We start from the raw sequence: 14,775 nt of genomic DNA, 5'->3' as shown, positions 1-14,775 counted from the left end.
TCTCCTCGCGCGGCTGAACGATACATCCGCGCGACAACTCGCAGAAGAGGCCCGGCTTGACTGCTTCCGTATTTGAACCCTGGAATGATCCCGAGGCTAAGCCCTTGATCCACTTCCAGAACGTCACCAAACGATATGGCGAGTTCACCGCCATCGACAATCTGACCATCGACATCTACGAGCGGGAGTTCTACGCGCTGCTGGGCCCGTCGGGCTGCGGCAAGACCACGCTGATGCGGATGCTGGCCGGGTTTGAAACCCCGACCGAAGGCAATATTTTCCTGGCCGGGCAGGATATTGCCCCGGTGCCGCCGAACAAGCGCGCAGTGAACATGATGTTCCAGTCCTACGCGCTGTTCCCGCATCTGTCGATTTGGGAGAACATCGCCTTTGGCCTAAAGCGCGAAGGCATGCCCAAACATGATATCAATGACCGGGTCGAGGAAATGCTGCGGCTGACCCGGCTGGAGAAATTCGCCCGCCGCAAACCGCATCAGATTTCCGGCGGTCAGCGGCAGCGGGTGGCGCTGGCGCGGTCGCTGGCCAAGGCGCCGAAGCTGCTGCTCCTGGACGAACCGCTAGGCGCTCTCGACAAGAAGCTACGCCAGGATACCCAGTTTGAGCTGATGGACATCCAGGAGAAGACCGGCACCACGTTTGTGATTGTGACCCACGACCAGGAAGAGGCGATGACCGTGGCCTCCCGCGTGGCGGTGATGGATCACGGCAAGATCATCCAGGTGGCCACGCCGGACCGGATTTACGAGACCCCTAATTCCGTGTATGTGGCTGATTTCATTGGCGACGTGAACCTGATCGAGGGCACCGCCAAACCCAATGGCAGCGACGTTTATGCAATGTCCTGGCACGAGGGCCACGCACCGCTGGCAGTACAGTCGCCCAACGGATTTTCCGACGGGCAAAGATGCCATCTGGCGATCCGGCCCGAAAAGGTCTCAATCAGTGCTGACAAGCCTGAGGCCGCGGACAACGCCGTGCAAGGCCGCATCCTGGATATTGCCTACCTCGGCAATATCTCCACCTACCACGTGGAACTGCCAACCGGCGCAGTGATCAAGGCGCAGACTGCCAACACCCGCCGTATCGCCCGCCGCGCTTTTACCTGGGAAGACACTGTCTGGCTGTCCTGGACCGCCACGGCAGGCGTTCTGCTGGCTGACTGATGCGCCGTTATTTCCTGATCGCCATTCCCTACGTCTGGCTTCTGGCGCTGTTTCTGGTGCCATTTGCCATTGTCCTGAAAATCGCCCTGTCGGACGCGGCCATTGCCCGCCCGCCTTACTTCCCGCAATTCGACTGGGCAGAAGGCATCGCGGCCTTCCTGGCCGAGCTGGATTTCGAGAACTTCGTCTGGCTGACCGAGGATGACCTCTACTGGAAGGCCTACCTCAGTTCGCTGAAGATCGCGGTCATCTCGACATTCTTCACCCTGCTGGCCGGCTATCCGATTGCCTATGGCATGGCCCGCGCCCCGGAAGAATGGCGACCGACGCTGATGATGCTGGTGATCCTGCCGTTCTGGACCTCTTTCCTGATCCGCGTCTATGCGTGGATGGGGATCCTGTCGAACGAGGGCTTCCTCAACCAGTTCCTGCTGTGGACCGGGGTAATTTCGGAACCGCTGACGATTCTCAACACCAATTCCGCGGTCTATATCGGTATCGTCTATACCTATCTGCCGTTCATGATCCTGCCGGTTTACTCGGCACTGGAACGGCTGGATGGATCGCTGATCGAAGCCGCCGAGGACTTGGGCTGTTCGCGCCTGTCGGCCTTCTGGCTGGTAACGGTTCCGCTGTCGAAAAATGGCATCATTGCCGGCAGCTTCCTGGTCTTCATCCCTGTTTTGGGTGAGTTTGTGATCCCTTCGCTCTTGGGCGGCTCAGACACGCTGATGATCGGCAAGGTGCTGTGGGAAGAATTCTTCTCCAACCGCGACTGGCCGGTGGCATCTGCGGTAGCGGTGGTCTTGCTGCTGCTGCTTGTCGTCCCGATTGTGCTGTTCCAGCGCAACCAGCAGAAACAGCAGGAGGCAGAGAAATGAACCGTATGAGCTGGTTTAACGCCGTATCGCTGACCCTCGGCTTTGCCTTCCTCTACATCCCGATGGTCATTCTCATCATCTTCAGCTTCAACGAAAGCAAGCTGGTGACCGTATGGGCCGGGTTCTCAACCAAATGGTATGGGGAGCTGCTGCAGAACGAGGCTTTCCTGAATGCCGCCTGGGTGACCATCAAGGTGGCGGTGTTCTCCTCCACCCTGGCCACCGTTCTGGGCACCATTGCGGCCTATGTGCTGGTACGCGGCGGGCGGTTCATGGGGCGGACGCTGTTTTCCGGCATGATCTACGCGCCGCTGGTAATGCCCGAAGTGATCACCGGCCTGTCACTGCTCCTGCTGTTCATCGGCATCGGGCTGGACCGCGGTGTGTTCACCATCGTGCTGGCGCATACCACATTCGCGATGTGCTATGTCTCGGTCGTGGTTTCCTCCCGGCTGGTGAGTTTCGACCGCTCGCTGGAGGAAGCCGCGCTGGACCTCGGCTGTTCGCCGTCCGAGGCCTTCCGCCTGGTGACACTGCCGATCATCGCGCCTGCAGTGATCTCCGGCTGGCTGCTGGCCTTTACCCTGTCGCTGGACGACCTGGTGATTGCCTCATTCACCTCCGGCCCTTCGGCCACAACCCTTCCAATCAAGATCTTCTCCGCCGTGCGCCTGGGCGTCAGCCCTGAAATCAACGCGCTGTCGACGATCATGATTTCAATCGTCACTGTCGGTGTCATCACTGCTTCGCTGGTGACCAAACACCAAGTGGCCAAGCAGAAGCGCGAGGAAATGGAAGCGGTGCGCACCTGATGCGCCGGATTTTTTCCAGCTACGCCTATGGTCCTGGCCCGCGCAGCAACTGCTGGTGGGACGAGACCGCCGCTGCGCCGGTCTGGCCGGTTCTCGAGGGAAACGTCACCGCAGATGTTGCAATCGTTGGCGGCGGTTTCACCGGCGTTTCAACGGCTCTTCATCTGGCTGAAAACGGCCTCTCAGTAGCCCTGCTGGAAGCGGAAACTCCCGGCTGGGGTGCCTCCGGACGCAATGGTGGGTTCTGCTGCCTTGGCGGATCGAAACTGTCCAGCAGCACGATGCGCAGTTTTTTCGGCAAGACCCCCGCTGACATCTATGACGCCAGCGAAGTGGCCGCTGTGGAACTTGTAAAGCAACTGCTGGAAACACACGGCATTAGCGCCGACATCCACTCACGCGGGGAAACCCAGCTTGCGCACAATGAGAAAGCCGCGCGCTGTCTGTCAGCCCATGCAGAAGAACTGCGCAAGGCCGGTGAAGAGCCAGAGTTCCTTTCCCGCCAGCAACTGGCGGATCATGGATTGAACGGCAGCTTTTATGCTGCGCTGACAACACCGTTGGGCTTTGCCCTGAACCCGCGTAAGTATCTGTTCGGCCTGGCCGCCGCAGCCAGGAGCGCCGGTGCCCTACTCTACCAAGAGAGCCCGGCGCAGTCCGTTAGCCAGACAAGTGGCGGATATGAAATAGCGACCAATAAAGGTCACCTAAGGGTATCCAAGGTCGTCATCGCCACCAATGGATACTCTTCGGAGGACCTTCCAGAATGGCTGGCCGGACGATACATCCCGACACAATCCACGGTCATGGTCACCCGCCCTCTGGCAGAAGACGAACGGCAAGCCCAAGGCTGGTTTTCACATCAAATGGCCTATGACACCCGCAACTTGCTGCACTACTTCCGCCTGATGCCGGACAACAGATTCCTGTTCGGGATGCGAGGCGGGCTGCTGTCTTCGCCTCGGGCAGAAGCGGGAATCCGGCGCAAACTGAGGCAGGATTTCGAGGCGATGTTTCCGGAATGGCATCAGGTCGAAACCACCCATTGCTGGTCCGGCATGGTTTGCCTTTCACGCAATCTGGTGCCTTTTGTCGGAGCGGTGCCCAATCATCCGGGCATGTATGCCGGCCTCTGCTACCACGGCAATGGTGTCGCCATGGGTACCTATGCCGGGCGCCTGCTTAGTGATCTGGTGCGCGGGGTGCAGCCGGATCTGCCCTATTCGCCGGTTGTACAAAAGATGCCGCGGTTTCCTTTTGGGCGTGCCCGAAGGATTCTGATGCCGCCAGCCTATTCACTCCTGGGCCTGATGGACTGAAGCGCCGTGCGTTCCAGGTCATAAGCCTGCCAGTCCAAATCCCCGCCCTGTTCTGCCCGCCACAGGCAATAGGCAGCCATGCGCCAGTGAAACCACGGCCTGAGAGCCAAGGTCCGGCCGGCAATCCTCCGGTCTGGGTAGGCTGTCAGGAAACCATCCTCTTCTGCACATGACAACGGCGCCCCCCGGTACATTAATTGCATAGCCGGAGACAGGAACAACGCCAGATCTTCAGCCGGGTCACCGATTTGCGGGCATTGCCAATCGATCAGCGTCAAGGTGCCGTCATGGGCCAGCAGATTTCCAGGAACAGGGTCGCCATGAATGAGAACGGTCTGCGGCAAGGCAGGAATCCTGCCCAAGGGCCGCAACGCCTTCAGTTCGTTCGGCTGTTTGCATACAGCAAGGATCCCCAGCGTTTGCTGTTCCAAAGCAGCGCTGCCATTTGCCCCGGTCGGCAAGCCTGCTGGCGCAGCCAGATCGTGCAACCGGCCTAAAAGCTGCGCCACATGCCCGGTATCTTCCCGCCAGGGATTGCCGTTCACATGAGCATAGCTCAGCCAATAGTGGCCCTCAAATTTGCCTGTTTGCACAAGAGACGGCACCATCCCGGTTCCCGACAGAGCAGTCAGAACTGCAATCTCGCGCTCCGGATCATTGGCAAAAAGCGGGTTTGCACCATCTTGGGCGTAAAGTTTGACCACCAATCCGCCCGCCCGCCAGACATGATTTGAACGCCCCCCCGCCAAGCGCCGGGGAGCGGGCACATATAAACCCGTTTTGCTTAAATACGCAAAGAAGCGGGCTTCAAACTGTTCAGGCAGTGGCAGCAGGACGGCCTCCAAATCTCATCCGCCCTGCTTCTAGACAAGTTTTTCCTGCCCGCAAACCTCAGGATCAGCTGCTAGGATCCCGCAGCGCGCTGACAGAGGATGCCAGCACAACAGAGCCGCCTTCAGTAATCAGGCCGACTTCCCCGCCCTGCATCCGGGTTTCGTTTACTTTGAAATAGATCTCAGCATATTCTTCGAGCAGCAGATCGTCGCCTTTCCGGCTTTCCACAACAAAGGCATATTCGCCCGCTTCCAGCGGGTTTCCGTCCTCGTCCAAGCCGTTCCACTGATACGGTTCAGCTGAAACAGGAAGGCTGATCCGCTGAACTTCGGTGCCGTTTGCGTCTTTAACAACCAGGGTTACGGCGTCAGCGGCAGCAGCTGGATTAGGCGCAATAGTGACCTGGTTGCTGCCATCAAAATAGCCTGGCGCGACCGCCCTGGCTTCCATCCCGACCCAGCCGGACAACGCCGCCATGTTGGCCAGGCCCAGCTGCGACTGCAAGCCTTCCAGCAGCGTATTGCTCTTGGTTTGCTGCTCGACCATGGAGAATTGGGCCAATTGCGCAGCATATTCCGTTGAATCAATCGGTTCCAAGGGGTCCTGGTACCGCGCCTGAGCCGTCAGCATTTTCACAAAGGTTTCAAAATCTGAGGTGAGGCCCGCGGTCTGCTGGGACGATGGTGCCAGCGTTGGGGTTTGTCCGGCGCTGGCGCCTGCGGAATTGATTGCTGTTGTCATATGATCAGACCCTCATGTCCACACCGGCGGCTCCCAGCCGGAGATTCTGTGTTACGGATTCAGCAGGCTGCGTATTCTGCCCGCCTGTGTCTGCCGGAGCACGGGACGTTCCGGCCCCGGTGCCCGCACCTTCGTCAGAGCCGCCGCCTCCTGCAGCACCTCCACTGAATTCAAACGAAATATCTTCATAGCCCATGCGCCGGAATTCCTCCGCCAATTCATGAATGTGGCGGCGCATCAAATCTCCAGTCTCCGGCCGTTCAGTCTGGATAATCATAGTGATCCCGGTCTCGCTCGTGATCACGCGCATTTTCACTTGGCCCAGCTCTTGCGGGTTCAGGCTCACTTCGACTTTCTGCTCGCCTTTGGCCGCGAAGGCTTCAGCCAGCTGCGCTGCGATCATCCGTGGCGCTTCAGGGCGGTGAGTCCCATGAGCCCCAATAGACGCTTCCGCCAATAGCTGTGTCAGGCCGGGTGCCTCAGAAAACAAACTCAAGGCAGTTGCCGCCGTTTCATCCGCAGCTAAAGACAGTTCTGCATTCACCTTTGCTGCTGTGATACCTGCCGCTGCAACAGGCTGCGGCAAGGAGACGGCCAGCGGAGGGGCCGTTGGTGCAGCCTGTACCGAGGCCATTCGGAATTCGCTGTCAGCAAGTTGCCGTGAAACGAGCGCGCCCGATCCGGTTTCATGCGTTTCAAGCCTCCCCTCTGAGGGGCCCAAGACAGCAACCTTGTTAGGCGGCGGGGTCTTTCCTTGTACCAGTGTGCTATTCGCTAGAGCCAGGCCTCCAGACGCGGTTGCCTGGGTCAGCCCCTGTGAAGACAGTGAGCTTGAGGGCGGAACATCACCGCGCAACGGATTCAACTGTTGCACACCCGACCCGCGGTCGGAGGAGGCGGCAGGAACAGGATCAGTACCCAGGCCAGCCAACTTCTCCGGTGTGCTTGAACGCTGCACCTCTGCTGGTTGCTTCCTGCTTGTTTCCGGTTGCACAGCCATCCGGCCGGCAGCCTGTGAAGCCGCTTCAGGAGTTGCGCGCGATTCTGATTGAACTGTTTTTTCGCCGCCAGACGCGACGGTTTTGTCAGCATTTGCCGCAAGAGAGTGCTTGGTACTCGCCAATTCTGCCGAAGCAAATTCAGACCTACGCTCGCCCTGCGAGGCTTCCCCGCGCGTCTTTGGGCCGGTTGTTCCGCTGGCGTCCAGCCCGGCAGCAAGCTGTGCATTGCTTTTAGGTTTCTCAAGCTGGCTTGGTTCTGCATTTTCTCTTGTTTCTGGCGAACCCGCGCCGGCTGAAACGTTCCTTTCCGAACCCTCAGAAACTGAATTTCCAGCCGTTTTCCGACCAGGGAGACTTGTTTGCGAATTGTCTTCAACATGCGCTGCAGCGCGCGGGGGCAGCTCTACAGTTTCAGACAGGCCACCCTGCGCTTTTGCCTCGGTTTGCGGCCTGTCATGCCCGGGCGTTTGCACCGCTTCTTGCCAGGCGTTCTCTTCCGTTTCCACGGAAGCATTGCCTGACAGCTCTATGTCTGCGTCCTGATCAAGGACTTCAGCTTCCTCAGCCTCCGGTTCCGAAACCGCAACAGCACTCTCCGGTACAGAAGCGCTGCCTGCCGGGACTGTATCTGTCTCCAGTTCAAAGACCTCGGCCTCCTCAGCCACAGGTTTCGAAACTTCAAAACTACCCTCTGAAACATCGGTTTTTTGAGTGCCCGCTGACACCGCAGACTGCTCGGTGCTGGAATCACCCGCTTTGCCGGCCGCACCTGTTTCAGATTCGGCCACTGCTTCACCAGGCAGGCTGGAAGAAGCGTTATTACCCGCCTCAACCCCGCTTTCCCGGCCCCCCATGAATTCTGAAAAACTACTGTTTTTGCTTGATTTTTCTTGACTTCCGGAAGGGGCAAACGGCGCCTTTCCAGCAGTGGCGGCATCTAAGCCAATGACCGAGTTCATGTTCATTTTCGTCTTCCGGATATTCTATCTCGACACAGACAGGCTTACCCGAAAGCGGTTACGGCAATTTTAACCGGTTCCTGCGCAATCTCGGAAAAATCGAAGAAACTCGACTTTCAACCGGAGAACCGGAGATGCCAGAAATCCAGACGACCCCCGCCCAATTACCGCGCGCGTCAGCGCCCGTACGGCCCGTGGCAGCTGATCCGCTGCGCGAAGCCGCGATTGAGCTGGAAGCCTCCTTTTTAGCCCAAATGCTGAAATCCGCCGGCCTCGGCGAATCACGCGAGGGATTCGGCGGCGGTGCCGGAGAGGAGCAGTTCTCCAGCTTTCTTATCCGCGAACAAGCCACTCAGATCGCCCGCTCTGGCGGCATCGGTTTGGCAGAATCACTTTATCACGCATTGAAGGAGACCCAAGGTGAGTGACCCCAAACCCCAGCAGCTGATCGACGAGCTTGATCAGATTCTCGACCGCGAGCGCAAAGCCCTGATGGCCGGAGATCTCGCAAAACTCGAGGCGCTTTTGGCGAAGAAAGAAAAGATCATCGGCAAGCTGAATTCTGTGACCGAACTGGAGCGCGAGCCGCTTGCCCAAGTGCAAAGTAAAATATCCCGCAATCAAGAGCTGCTGGGCGGCGCCATGGACGGCATCCGCGCAGTGGCTGCCCGCATGGCCGAATTGCGCCGAATCCGCAAGGGACTGGACGTCTATGACCAGGCCGGCCGCAGGACCCGCTATGGCACCCGGCTGAGCAGCAAATTGGAGAAGCGGGCCTGAATGCAATTTTGGGAAAATTCTAAAAAACCAAATCCCGGCATTAGCACTCCTTTAGCAACTGATGCGCCAATGTCGCCTTGCACCTCATGAGGGGTGGCGCGGAAGCCGGACGGCGGAACGCACAGTCAGAAAGACGTCACACAGCGCCCTTCGGGGCAACGAATAATGGGGCCAAAGCGCCCCGCAGCTAAAGGAAAAAGCTATGACCAGCATTCTGACCAACAACGGCGCAATGGTTGCTCTGCAGACCCTGAAGTCTGTGAACAACAGCCTGGAAGAAACCCAGAACCAGATCTCGACCGGTAAAGAGGTCGGCATGGCGAAAGACAACTCCGCTGTCTGGGCCATCTCCAAGTCGATGGAATCGGACATCGGGGCTTACGAGTCCGTCCAAGATTCTCTGGACTTTGGTGAAGCCACCGTCGCTGTTGCTTCCTCGGGCATGGAACAGATCGTGGAAACGCTGAAAGACATGCGTGAACTGGTGGTTGCCGGTGTTTCGCAGAACGTCGACCACGACAAGATCAATGATGACCTGACTGAAAAGACCGCAACTATCGCCTCTATCATCAAGTCGGCATCGTTCAATGGTGCCAACCTGCTGGACACCTCCGGCGCGACCAACTTTGATGTTCTCGGCGGCTTGGACTCCACTGCCGGCACCGGCGATATCATCAGCATCGCCCATGTTGACGCGGACGCGGACATTTCCCAAGTTCTGGCAAACAATGTTCCGCTGGATTCGACCAATGCGGATGCCGTTCTGACTGATATCGAAAATGCTCTGTCCAGTGCAATCGACCATGCGGCAGCCTTTGGTGCAGCAAGCAACCGCCTGAGCGACCAGCAGGAATTCGTGTCGAAACTGACTGACTCCCTGAAGTCCGGCGTCAGCACCATGACCGACACCAACATGGAAGAGGCATCTGCCCGCCTGAAGGCGCTGCAGACCCAGCAGCAGCTGGCGGTGCAGTCGCTGACCATTGCGAACCAATCGCCGTCCACGCTGCAGCAGCTGTTCCGTTAACAGCCCTTACCGGGGCGCTGATGGCGCCCCGGTCTTCCCCTCTCAGAGAACCTGAAGAACAATACGTTAGGAAAACACGTGAATGCCCTTCTGAAGGCGAAGAGTGCCTATTCGGCGGCAAAGGCCCCGACCCGGACAGCAAAGAATTTTGAATACGAAGTTATCGCGCGCGTAACACGCCGCCTGATTACGGCGGCGCAGAAAGGCCGCGATGGGTTTGCTGATCTTGCAGCAGCTTTGAACGACAACCGCAAGCTCTGGTCCATTTTTACCGCTGATCTCGCTTCCAAAGGCAACCCCTTGCCAGATGAGCTGAAGCAGAGCCTTTTTGAGTTGGCAGAATTCACGAGACAGCACACCACCAAAGTGCTTCAGCGCGAGGCCGATATCCGGCCCCTGGTGGAAATCAATACGGCCATCATGCGTGGCCTCCGCAGCGGAGCTACCTGAATATGAGCGGACTTGTCCTGAAACTTGCCCCCAAGGAGCGTGTCCTTGTGAATGGCGCGGTGATTGAAAACGGCGACCGCCGCAGCCGCCTGTCCATTGTCACCCCTGACGCAAACATTTTGCGCCTGCGCGATGCAATCCACCCGGAAGAGGCAAACACACCTGTGCGCAGGGTCTGCTACGCAGCGCAATTGATCCTGTCCGGTGATGCAGACCCTGAAGAGGAGCGTCTGCCGATGCTGCGCCGGATTGAGGAATTGAGCCAGGTCTTTACCGATCCGGACAGCCGGGCATCCATCGCCGAAGCAACAGATGCCTTAATCAGCAACAATCACTACCGCTGCTTGAAGGCGCTACGCACCTTGTTGCCGCGGGAAGACCGCTTGTTTGCTGTCAGACCCTCGTAACACACCATCCTGCAATCCCCGGCGGCTGATGGGATTGCGGGTTGATGCCACCAGACTGCAGACAGATCAAAACTCGCGGTTTGGCAATGAAGACGATAAACAGCTGTCCTTCAAAGACAGCTGTTTGCAAAGGCGGACAATCCCGCTTCTCCAAATCTTTATTTATGAAGCTCCCGAGTTCGGCTGAACGATTTTATCTGTCTGGCAGCCGAAGTAGCGACCAGCGGGATCAAAGCAGTTCTGAGGGGCGTTGCACGCAGCAAGCGTGTATTTTCCTTTGCTGAGGAAATCGGAAATGCCGCCAAGGCCTGCCGGTACTTCGGCATCAGCAGCGGGATCTTCTATGACTGGAAGAAACGCGGCGCGGCGCGAGACGACACGGTCCTGAAAAATTCGAAACAGCACCGGTCTCCTCCCCCTTCAGCACCTAAAGCGCAGCCTTCGCCTTGAACCCGGGTGCGTGCTGCTTGGTTTCGGCTTTATTGATCTCCTTTTCGTCGAAGATCTGAAGATCTGCAATCGTAGCTTATGCCGGTGGCCGGGATTCGGGGACAGCTTAGTAGTTTCAGAGCCGGTTGAACTGCATGCAGCGCGAAAACCTCAGGAATAGGCTGCAGTACCGGACCTCTCAGCCAAATGAAATAACGACGCCCGCTGGCAGCAGGCGTCAGTGATTTTCAATGCGCCAATTCCAGTTTTTTGCGCATCGCGGCAACGATAGCTTGCTCCTTATGCAACCCACCGAAGGGATTGCCAGCCGCGTTGTGAATTCAGGTCCTTGGCATTGTGGCGGCGCTGGCCGCATCTGGCACAGCCATGCTATTTTACTATCCATCAAAACGCCGGCCACGGTATTAGCGGCCGGCCTTGGCGCGGCGCAGTAGCAGCAGCAAGCGGTTGAAGCTGCTGGTAATCCCTTCAGGATCCTCTCGGCCGAAAAAGGCATCCAGTTCCGGCCAGAGTTTCACGGCCTGGTCCAGCACGGCATCATTTCCTTCTGCATAAAGACCCGCTCGAATCATTACTTCAGATTGCTCGTAGGCCCCCAGATACTTGCGCACCTCTTGGATTGCTGCATTTTCATCCGCGGTCGCTGCGGCCGGCAGGCTGCGCGACACGGATCTGGAGACATCGATTGCCGGGAAACGCCCGCGTTCCGCAATCTCGCGGTTCAGAACAATATGCCCGTCCAGAACCCCACGCAGGATATCGGCTATCGGCTCATCCATATCGGAACCCGCTACCAGGACACTGAAGACAGCAGTAATGTCACCCTGCCCTTCGCCGCCCGGACCGGCCCTTTCGCAAAGGCCAGTGATCAAAGGCGTGACCGAAGGCGGGTATCCGCGCAGTGCCGGAGCTTCTCCGGACGCCGCAGAAATCTCACGGTGCGCCTCTGCAAAACGGGTAACCGAGTCGGCAAGAAACAGCACGTTTTTGCCTTGATCCCGGAAATGTTCCGCCACTGTCATGGCAGACCAGGCACAGCGGCGGCGCACCAATGCGGACTGATCGGATGTTGCAGCAACAACAACTGCGCGCCGCATGCCCTCAGGCCCCAGCACCTGCTCGACAAAATGGCTGACCTCCCGGCCGCGTTCGCCGATCAGTGCCATCACAACAACATCAGCCTCCATGCTCTGAGCCAATTTCGCCAGCAACGAAGACTTCCCGACCCCGGAACCTGCAAAAAGGCCCACCCTTTGCCCCTGAACAATCGGAAGAATCGTGTTTAGCACGGCCTGCCCGGTGGCCAGCCGTTCCCCCATCGCCCGACGGGCCGCGGCTTTGGGCGGTGCAGCCATCAAATCACGCGGCTCCGGGCCAGGCAGCATCGGGCGTCCGTCCAGAGGTTCGCCAAAAGGATCAATAACCCGCCCAATCCAATGGTCTCCTGGAGCGAACTCAGGTGACGGGTGCAGGAGAACCGGATCGCCGATTGCCGCTCCATCAGGCGCCCTATCTGGTAACATGCTGATATTGCTACCACTAATCTTCAAAACTTCACCATGAAGCTCATCTCGTGGGCCACGGCGCAGAACCAGCCGGTCCCCGATCCGGGCAGCAGAGGCCAGCCCGCCGACTTCGATCTCTCCACCCGCGATTCCGGTAACCCTGCCCATCTGGGTCGTCAGCCTGGTTCCGGCGATTTGACGGGTCAGTGCGTGCAGCTCTGCTTTCATCGAAGCGGCCTCCATTGATGTCCTGAAAACAATTTCTAAAGGAATCGGGGTTAAGCCTTGATTGAAATCGATCAAGGGAGAAGCCCTGGTGTTCACAGAACTGAACGTATTCAAAATTGCCTATTCCATGGCCGCCCACGCCGGCAAGCGCCAGGCGTTGGTATCGCAGAATATCGCCAACGCCGATACGCCAGGTTACCACGCCAAGGATATCAAGCCTTTCAAAGAGGTCTTTGCCGCCGGCGCACGCCCGAGCAGCATGATCGCCACCCGTGGCAGCCATTTGAATGGCACCTCCAGCGATAGCATGGATTGGGCCGTCCTTTCCAATGACGCGGGCGGCGACCCCAACGACAACACGGTGACGGTGGAAACCGAATTGCTGAAGGGCGTTGAGACCGCCCGCCAGCACAAGCGGGCCATGAGCATCTACAAGTCTTCCATGAACGTGCTGCGCGCCAGCCTCGGCAAGAACTGAGGAGCTGAGCGATGAGTGAATTTTCGCGCGCACTTTCCGTCACCGCCAGCGGCCTCAAAGCCCAGGCAGCGCGTCTGCGCCATGTGTCCGAGAACATTTCCAACGCCGACACCCCTGGCTACCGGCGCAAAACCATTCCGTTTGAAGCCGTGCGTGAGCTGCAAACAGACGTGGAGCATGTCCGTACAGGCCGGGTCACTTTGGACCGGCGCGACTTGGAAGAGATCTACGACCCGTCTCATCCGCTGGCAGACGACAGCGGACATTATGAAGGGTCCAACGTCGATCTGATGATCGAGATCGCCGATGCCCGCGAAGCTCAGCGCAGCTACGAGGCAAACCTGAAAATGTTCGAGCAAACCCGCTCCATGTCAGCCTCGCTGATGGACCTTTTGAGACGTTAACAAAAATATTTGGAGATCCAGAATGGATATTCGCAGCCTTTCCGCCGCCAGCGGCTATGCCGCCGCCCGCCCCGCGACCAAAGCAGATCCGGAACATGCCGCAACAGGGGCCGGCCCCCGCCTGAAGGAAAGCTTTGAAAATTTTGCAGCGACCCTGCAAAAGAGCGAGCAAATTTCGGTACAGGCCATGACGTCTGACGCAGACCCTCATGCCCTTGTGCAAGCGCTGGCGCAAACCGAATTGGCCGTCGAAACCGCGGTGACTGTGCGAAACAAGGTCGTAGAGGCATACCAGGAAATCCTGAGGATGCCGGTGTAAGCCATGATGAGCGAAAGCCTCTTCTATGACACGTTGCGCCAGGCCCTATGGGCGGCTGTTACCATGTCGACGCCGATTCTGGTTGTTGCCCTGGTCGTCGGCCTGGCCATCGGCCTGTTTCAAGCACTGACATCGGTACAGGAAATGACCCTGACCTTCGTGCCAAAGTTGGCCGCGATCATGGTCGTGTTCTGGATGACTATGGGCTTCATGACACAAACGCTGGTGGCCTTTTTCAATGGCCATGTCGTTCCGATGATTGCCGGAGGTTCGTAATGGAAAACGCAGGATACGCCACGCTGTCGCGGCAATCCGGCCTGATGCGGGAAATGCGCGTCATTGCCAACAATATCGCAAACTCAGCCACGACAGGCTACCGTCAGGAAGGTCTGATTTTCTCGGAATTCGTGCAATCCTCACCCGGCCAGCAATCGCTGTCGATGTCGCGTGCGAATATCTTCAATACCTCTATGGAACAGGGCCAGCTTACCAAGACCGGCGGCACCTTCGACTTCGCTATAGAAGGCGACGCATTCTTTATGGTGGAAACGCCGCAGGGTGAGCGGCTGACCCGCTCCGGGGCCTTCTCTCCGAATGCCGACGGGGATCTTGTCACCATGGACGGGTACCGGGTTCTGGATGCTGGCCGCGCACCTGTCTTTGTGCCGCCTGATGCAGGCAAGATCGAAGTCGGCTCTGACGGCTCTCTCAGTGCGAACGGGCGCCTACTGGGTCAGCTGGGTTTGTTTAAACCCGTGGAACAGCACACTCTCGTGCGAGAGGACGGCGTCATGTTCCGGGTCGAAGGCGACATTGAGGACAGCTTTGAATCGAAGGTGCTGCAAGGGTTCCTCGAAGGCTCCAACGTGAATGCGGTTTCCGAGGTCACCCGGATGATCGAAGTCCAGCGCGCCTATGAAATGGGCCAGAGCTTTCTGCAGTCGGAAGACGAGCGGATCCGCAATGCCATCAAAAACCTGATCAAGACCTAGGAGA

General features: G+C 58.2%; 19 protein-coding genes. 14 read left to right on the top strand and 5 right to left on the bottom strand.

The features are described 5' to 3' along the window. Window positions 1-56: 56 nt before the first annotated feature. The 4 genes from ACXAHG_RS07590 to ACXAHG_RS07575 are packed head-to-tail and all read left to right on the top strand — an operon-like array spanning window position 57 to window position 4,196. Window positions 57-1,184 carry an ABC transporter ATP-binding protein gene (locus tag ACXAHG_RS07590; protein WP_475056618.1) on the top strand — a complete coding sequence of 376 codons (1,128 nt, stop codon included), beginning with the start codon at window positions 57-59 and terminating at the stop codon, window positions 1,182-1,184. Then, the gene (locus tag ACXAHG_RS07585; RefSeq protein WP_475056616.1) at window positions 1,184-2,065 is read left to right on the top strand and encodes an ABC transporter permease subunit; all 882 of its coding nucleotides are present in this window, start codon (window positions 1,184-1,186) and stop codon (window positions 2,063-2,065) included. Before ACXAHG_RS07590 ends, ACXAHG_RS07585 begins: the two co-directional genes overlap by 1 nt. Then, on the top strand, window positions 2,062-2,877 hold the full coding sequence (locus tag ACXAHG_RS07580; protein WP_475056615.1) for an ABC transporter permease: 816 nt from the start codon (window positions 2,062-2,064) through the stop codon (window positions 2,875-2,877). Before ACXAHG_RS07585 ends, ACXAHG_RS07580 begins: the two co-directional genes overlap by 4 nt. Beyond that, window positions 2,877-4,196: an NAD(P)/FAD-dependent oxidoreductase gene (locus ACXAHG_RS07575; protein WP_475040234.1), complete on the top strand. Its 1,320-nt coding sequence runs from the start codon at window positions 2,877-2,879 to the stop codon at window positions 4,194-4,196. Before ACXAHG_RS07580 ends, ACXAHG_RS07575 begins: the two co-directional genes overlap by 1 nt. Here ACXAHG_RS07575 and ACXAHG_RS07570 read toward each other — a convergent pair. Genes ACXAHG_RS07570 through fliK form a run of 3 tightly spaced genes read right to left on the bottom strand, consistent with a single transcriptional unit; the run spans window position 4,169 to window position 7,737 of the window. After that, window positions 4,169-5,041 (bottom strand): phosphotransferase family protein, encoded by an 873-nt coding sequence (locus ACXAHG_RS07570; protein WP_475056614.1) that lies wholly within the window; start codon window positions 5,039-5,041, stop codon window positions 4,169-4,171. The genes ACXAHG_RS07575 and ACXAHG_RS07570 overlap by 28 nt on opposite strands. Window positions 5,042-5,093: 52 nt before the next feature. Continuing rightward, window positions 5,094-5,771 carry a FlgD immunoglobulin-like domain containing protein gene (locus ACXAHG_RS07565; protein ID WP_475040232.1) on the bottom strand — a complete coding sequence of 226 codons (678 nt, stop codon included), beginning with the start codon at window positions 5,769-5,771 and terminating at the stop codon, window positions 5,094-5,096. Window positions 5,772-5,775: 4 nt separating this feature from the next. Continuing rightward, on the bottom strand, window positions 5,776-7,737 hold the full coding sequence (fliK, locus tag ACXAHG_RS07560; protein ID WP_475056612.1) for a flagellar hook-length control protein FliK: 1,962 nt from the start codon (window positions 7,735-7,737) through the stop codon (window positions 5,776-5,778). 128 nt (window positions 7,738-7,865) lie between these two features. Here fliK and ACXAHG_RS07555 point away from each other — a divergent pair, with 128 nt between their 5' ends. From ACXAHG_RS07555 to flbT, 5 genes are all read left to right on the top strand, one after another. Next, entirely contained in the window at window positions 7,866-8,159 is a 294-nt protein-coding gene (locus ACXAHG_RS07555) for a rod-binding protein (RefSeq protein WP_475040230.1), read from the top strand. Continuing rightward, window positions 8,152-8,511, top strand: coding sequence for a flagellar biosynthesis protein FlgN (locus tag ACXAHG_RS07550; RefSeq protein WP_475040229.1), 360 nt, complete (start codon window positions 8,152-8,154; stop codon window positions 8,509-8,511). The genes ACXAHG_RS07555 and ACXAHG_RS07550 overlap by 8 nt, the downstream gene beginning before the upstream one ends. A 202-nt stretch (window positions 8,512-8,713) precedes the next feature. Then, window positions 8,714-9,538 (top strand): flagellin, encoded by an 825-nt coding sequence (locus tag ACXAHG_RS07545; RefSeq protein WP_475040228.1) that lies wholly within the window; start codon window positions 8,714-8,716, stop codon window positions 9,536-9,538. Window positions 9,539-9,616: 78 nt separating this feature from the next. Beyond that, window positions 9,617-9,988 carry a flagellar biosynthesis regulator FlaF gene (gene flaF / locus ACXAHG_RS07540; protein WP_475056611.1) on the top strand — a complete coding sequence of 124 codons (372 nt, stop codon included), beginning with the start codon at window positions 9,617-9,619 and terminating at the stop codon, window positions 9,986-9,988. A 2-nt stretch (window positions 9,989-9,990) separates the two neighbouring features. Continuing rightward, on the top strand, window positions 9,991-10,395 hold the full coding sequence (gene flbT / locus ACXAHG_RS07535; protein ID WP_475056610.1) for a flagellar biosynthesis repressor FlbT: 405 nt from the start codon (window positions 9,991-9,993) through the stop codon (window positions 10,393-10,395). 162 nt (window positions 10,396-10,557) lie between these two features. On the opposite strand, the gene ACXAHG_RS07530 is transcribed toward flbT, so the two are convergent. Both ACXAHG_RS07530 and ACXAHG_RS07525 read right to left on the bottom strand, forming a co-directional pair. Further along, window positions 10,558-10,800: a hypothetical protein gene (locus ACXAHG_RS07530; protein WP_475040225.1), complete on the bottom strand. Its 243-nt coding sequence runs from the start codon at window positions 10,798-10,800 to the stop codon at window positions 10,558-10,560. 449 nt (window positions 10,801-11,249) lie between these two features. Then, window positions 11,250-12,578, bottom strand: coding sequence for a FliI/YscN family ATPase (locus tag ACXAHG_RS07525; protein WP_475045192.1), 1,329 nt, complete (start codon window positions 12,576-12,578; stop codon window positions 11,250-11,252). Between the two features lie 88 nt (window positions 12,579-12,666). On the opposite strand from ACXAHG_RS07525, the gene ACXAHG_RS07520 reads away from it, so the two are divergent. From ACXAHG_RS07520 to ACXAHG_RS07500, 5 genes are read left to right on the top strand one after another with little or no spacing between them, the layout of a single operon-like run. Beyond that, window positions 12,667-13,056: a FlgB family protein gene (locus ACXAHG_RS07520; protein ID WP_475045190.1), complete on the top strand. Its 390-nt coding sequence runs from the start codon at window positions 12,667-12,669 to the stop codon at window positions 13,054-13,056. An 11-nt stretch (window positions 13,057-13,067) separates the two neighbouring features. Further along, window positions 13,068-13,460: a flagellar basal body rod protein FlgC gene (flgC, locus tag ACXAHG_RS07515; protein ID WP_475040224.1), complete on the top strand. Its 393-nt coding sequence runs from the start codon at window positions 13,068-13,070 to the stop codon at window positions 13,458-13,460. Window positions 13,461-13,482: 22 nt separating this feature from the next. Next, entirely contained in the window at window positions 13,483-13,779 is a 297-nt protein-coding gene (gene fliE, locus ACXAHG_RS07510) for a flagellar hook-basal body complex protein FliE (RefSeq protein ID WP_475040223.1), read from the top strand. A gap of 3 nt (window positions 13,780-13,782) precedes the next feature. Beyond that, window positions 13,783-14,055 carry a flagellar biosynthetic protein FliQ gene (locus ACXAHG_RS07505; RefSeq protein ID WP_475040222.1) on the top strand — a complete coding sequence of 91 codons (273 nt, stop codon included), beginning with the start codon at window positions 13,783-13,785 and terminating at the stop codon, window positions 14,053-14,055. Further along, the gene (locus tag ACXAHG_RS07500; protein WP_475056608.1) at window positions 14,055-14,771 is read left to right on the top strand and encodes a flagellar hook-basal body complex protein; all 717 of its coding nucleotides are present in this window, start codon (window positions 14,055-14,057) and stop codon (window positions 14,769-14,771) included. The genes ACXAHG_RS07505 and ACXAHG_RS07500 overlap by 1 nt, the downstream gene beginning before the upstream one ends. The last annotated feature ends 4 nt before the right edge of the window (window positions 14,772-14,775 follow it).

It is taken from the genome of Leisingera sp. ABD4_442 (assembly GCF_056160905.1).
The sequence above is the reverse complement of the archived record's forward strand: the minus strand, read 5'-3'. Positions and strand labels throughout refer to the sequence as shown.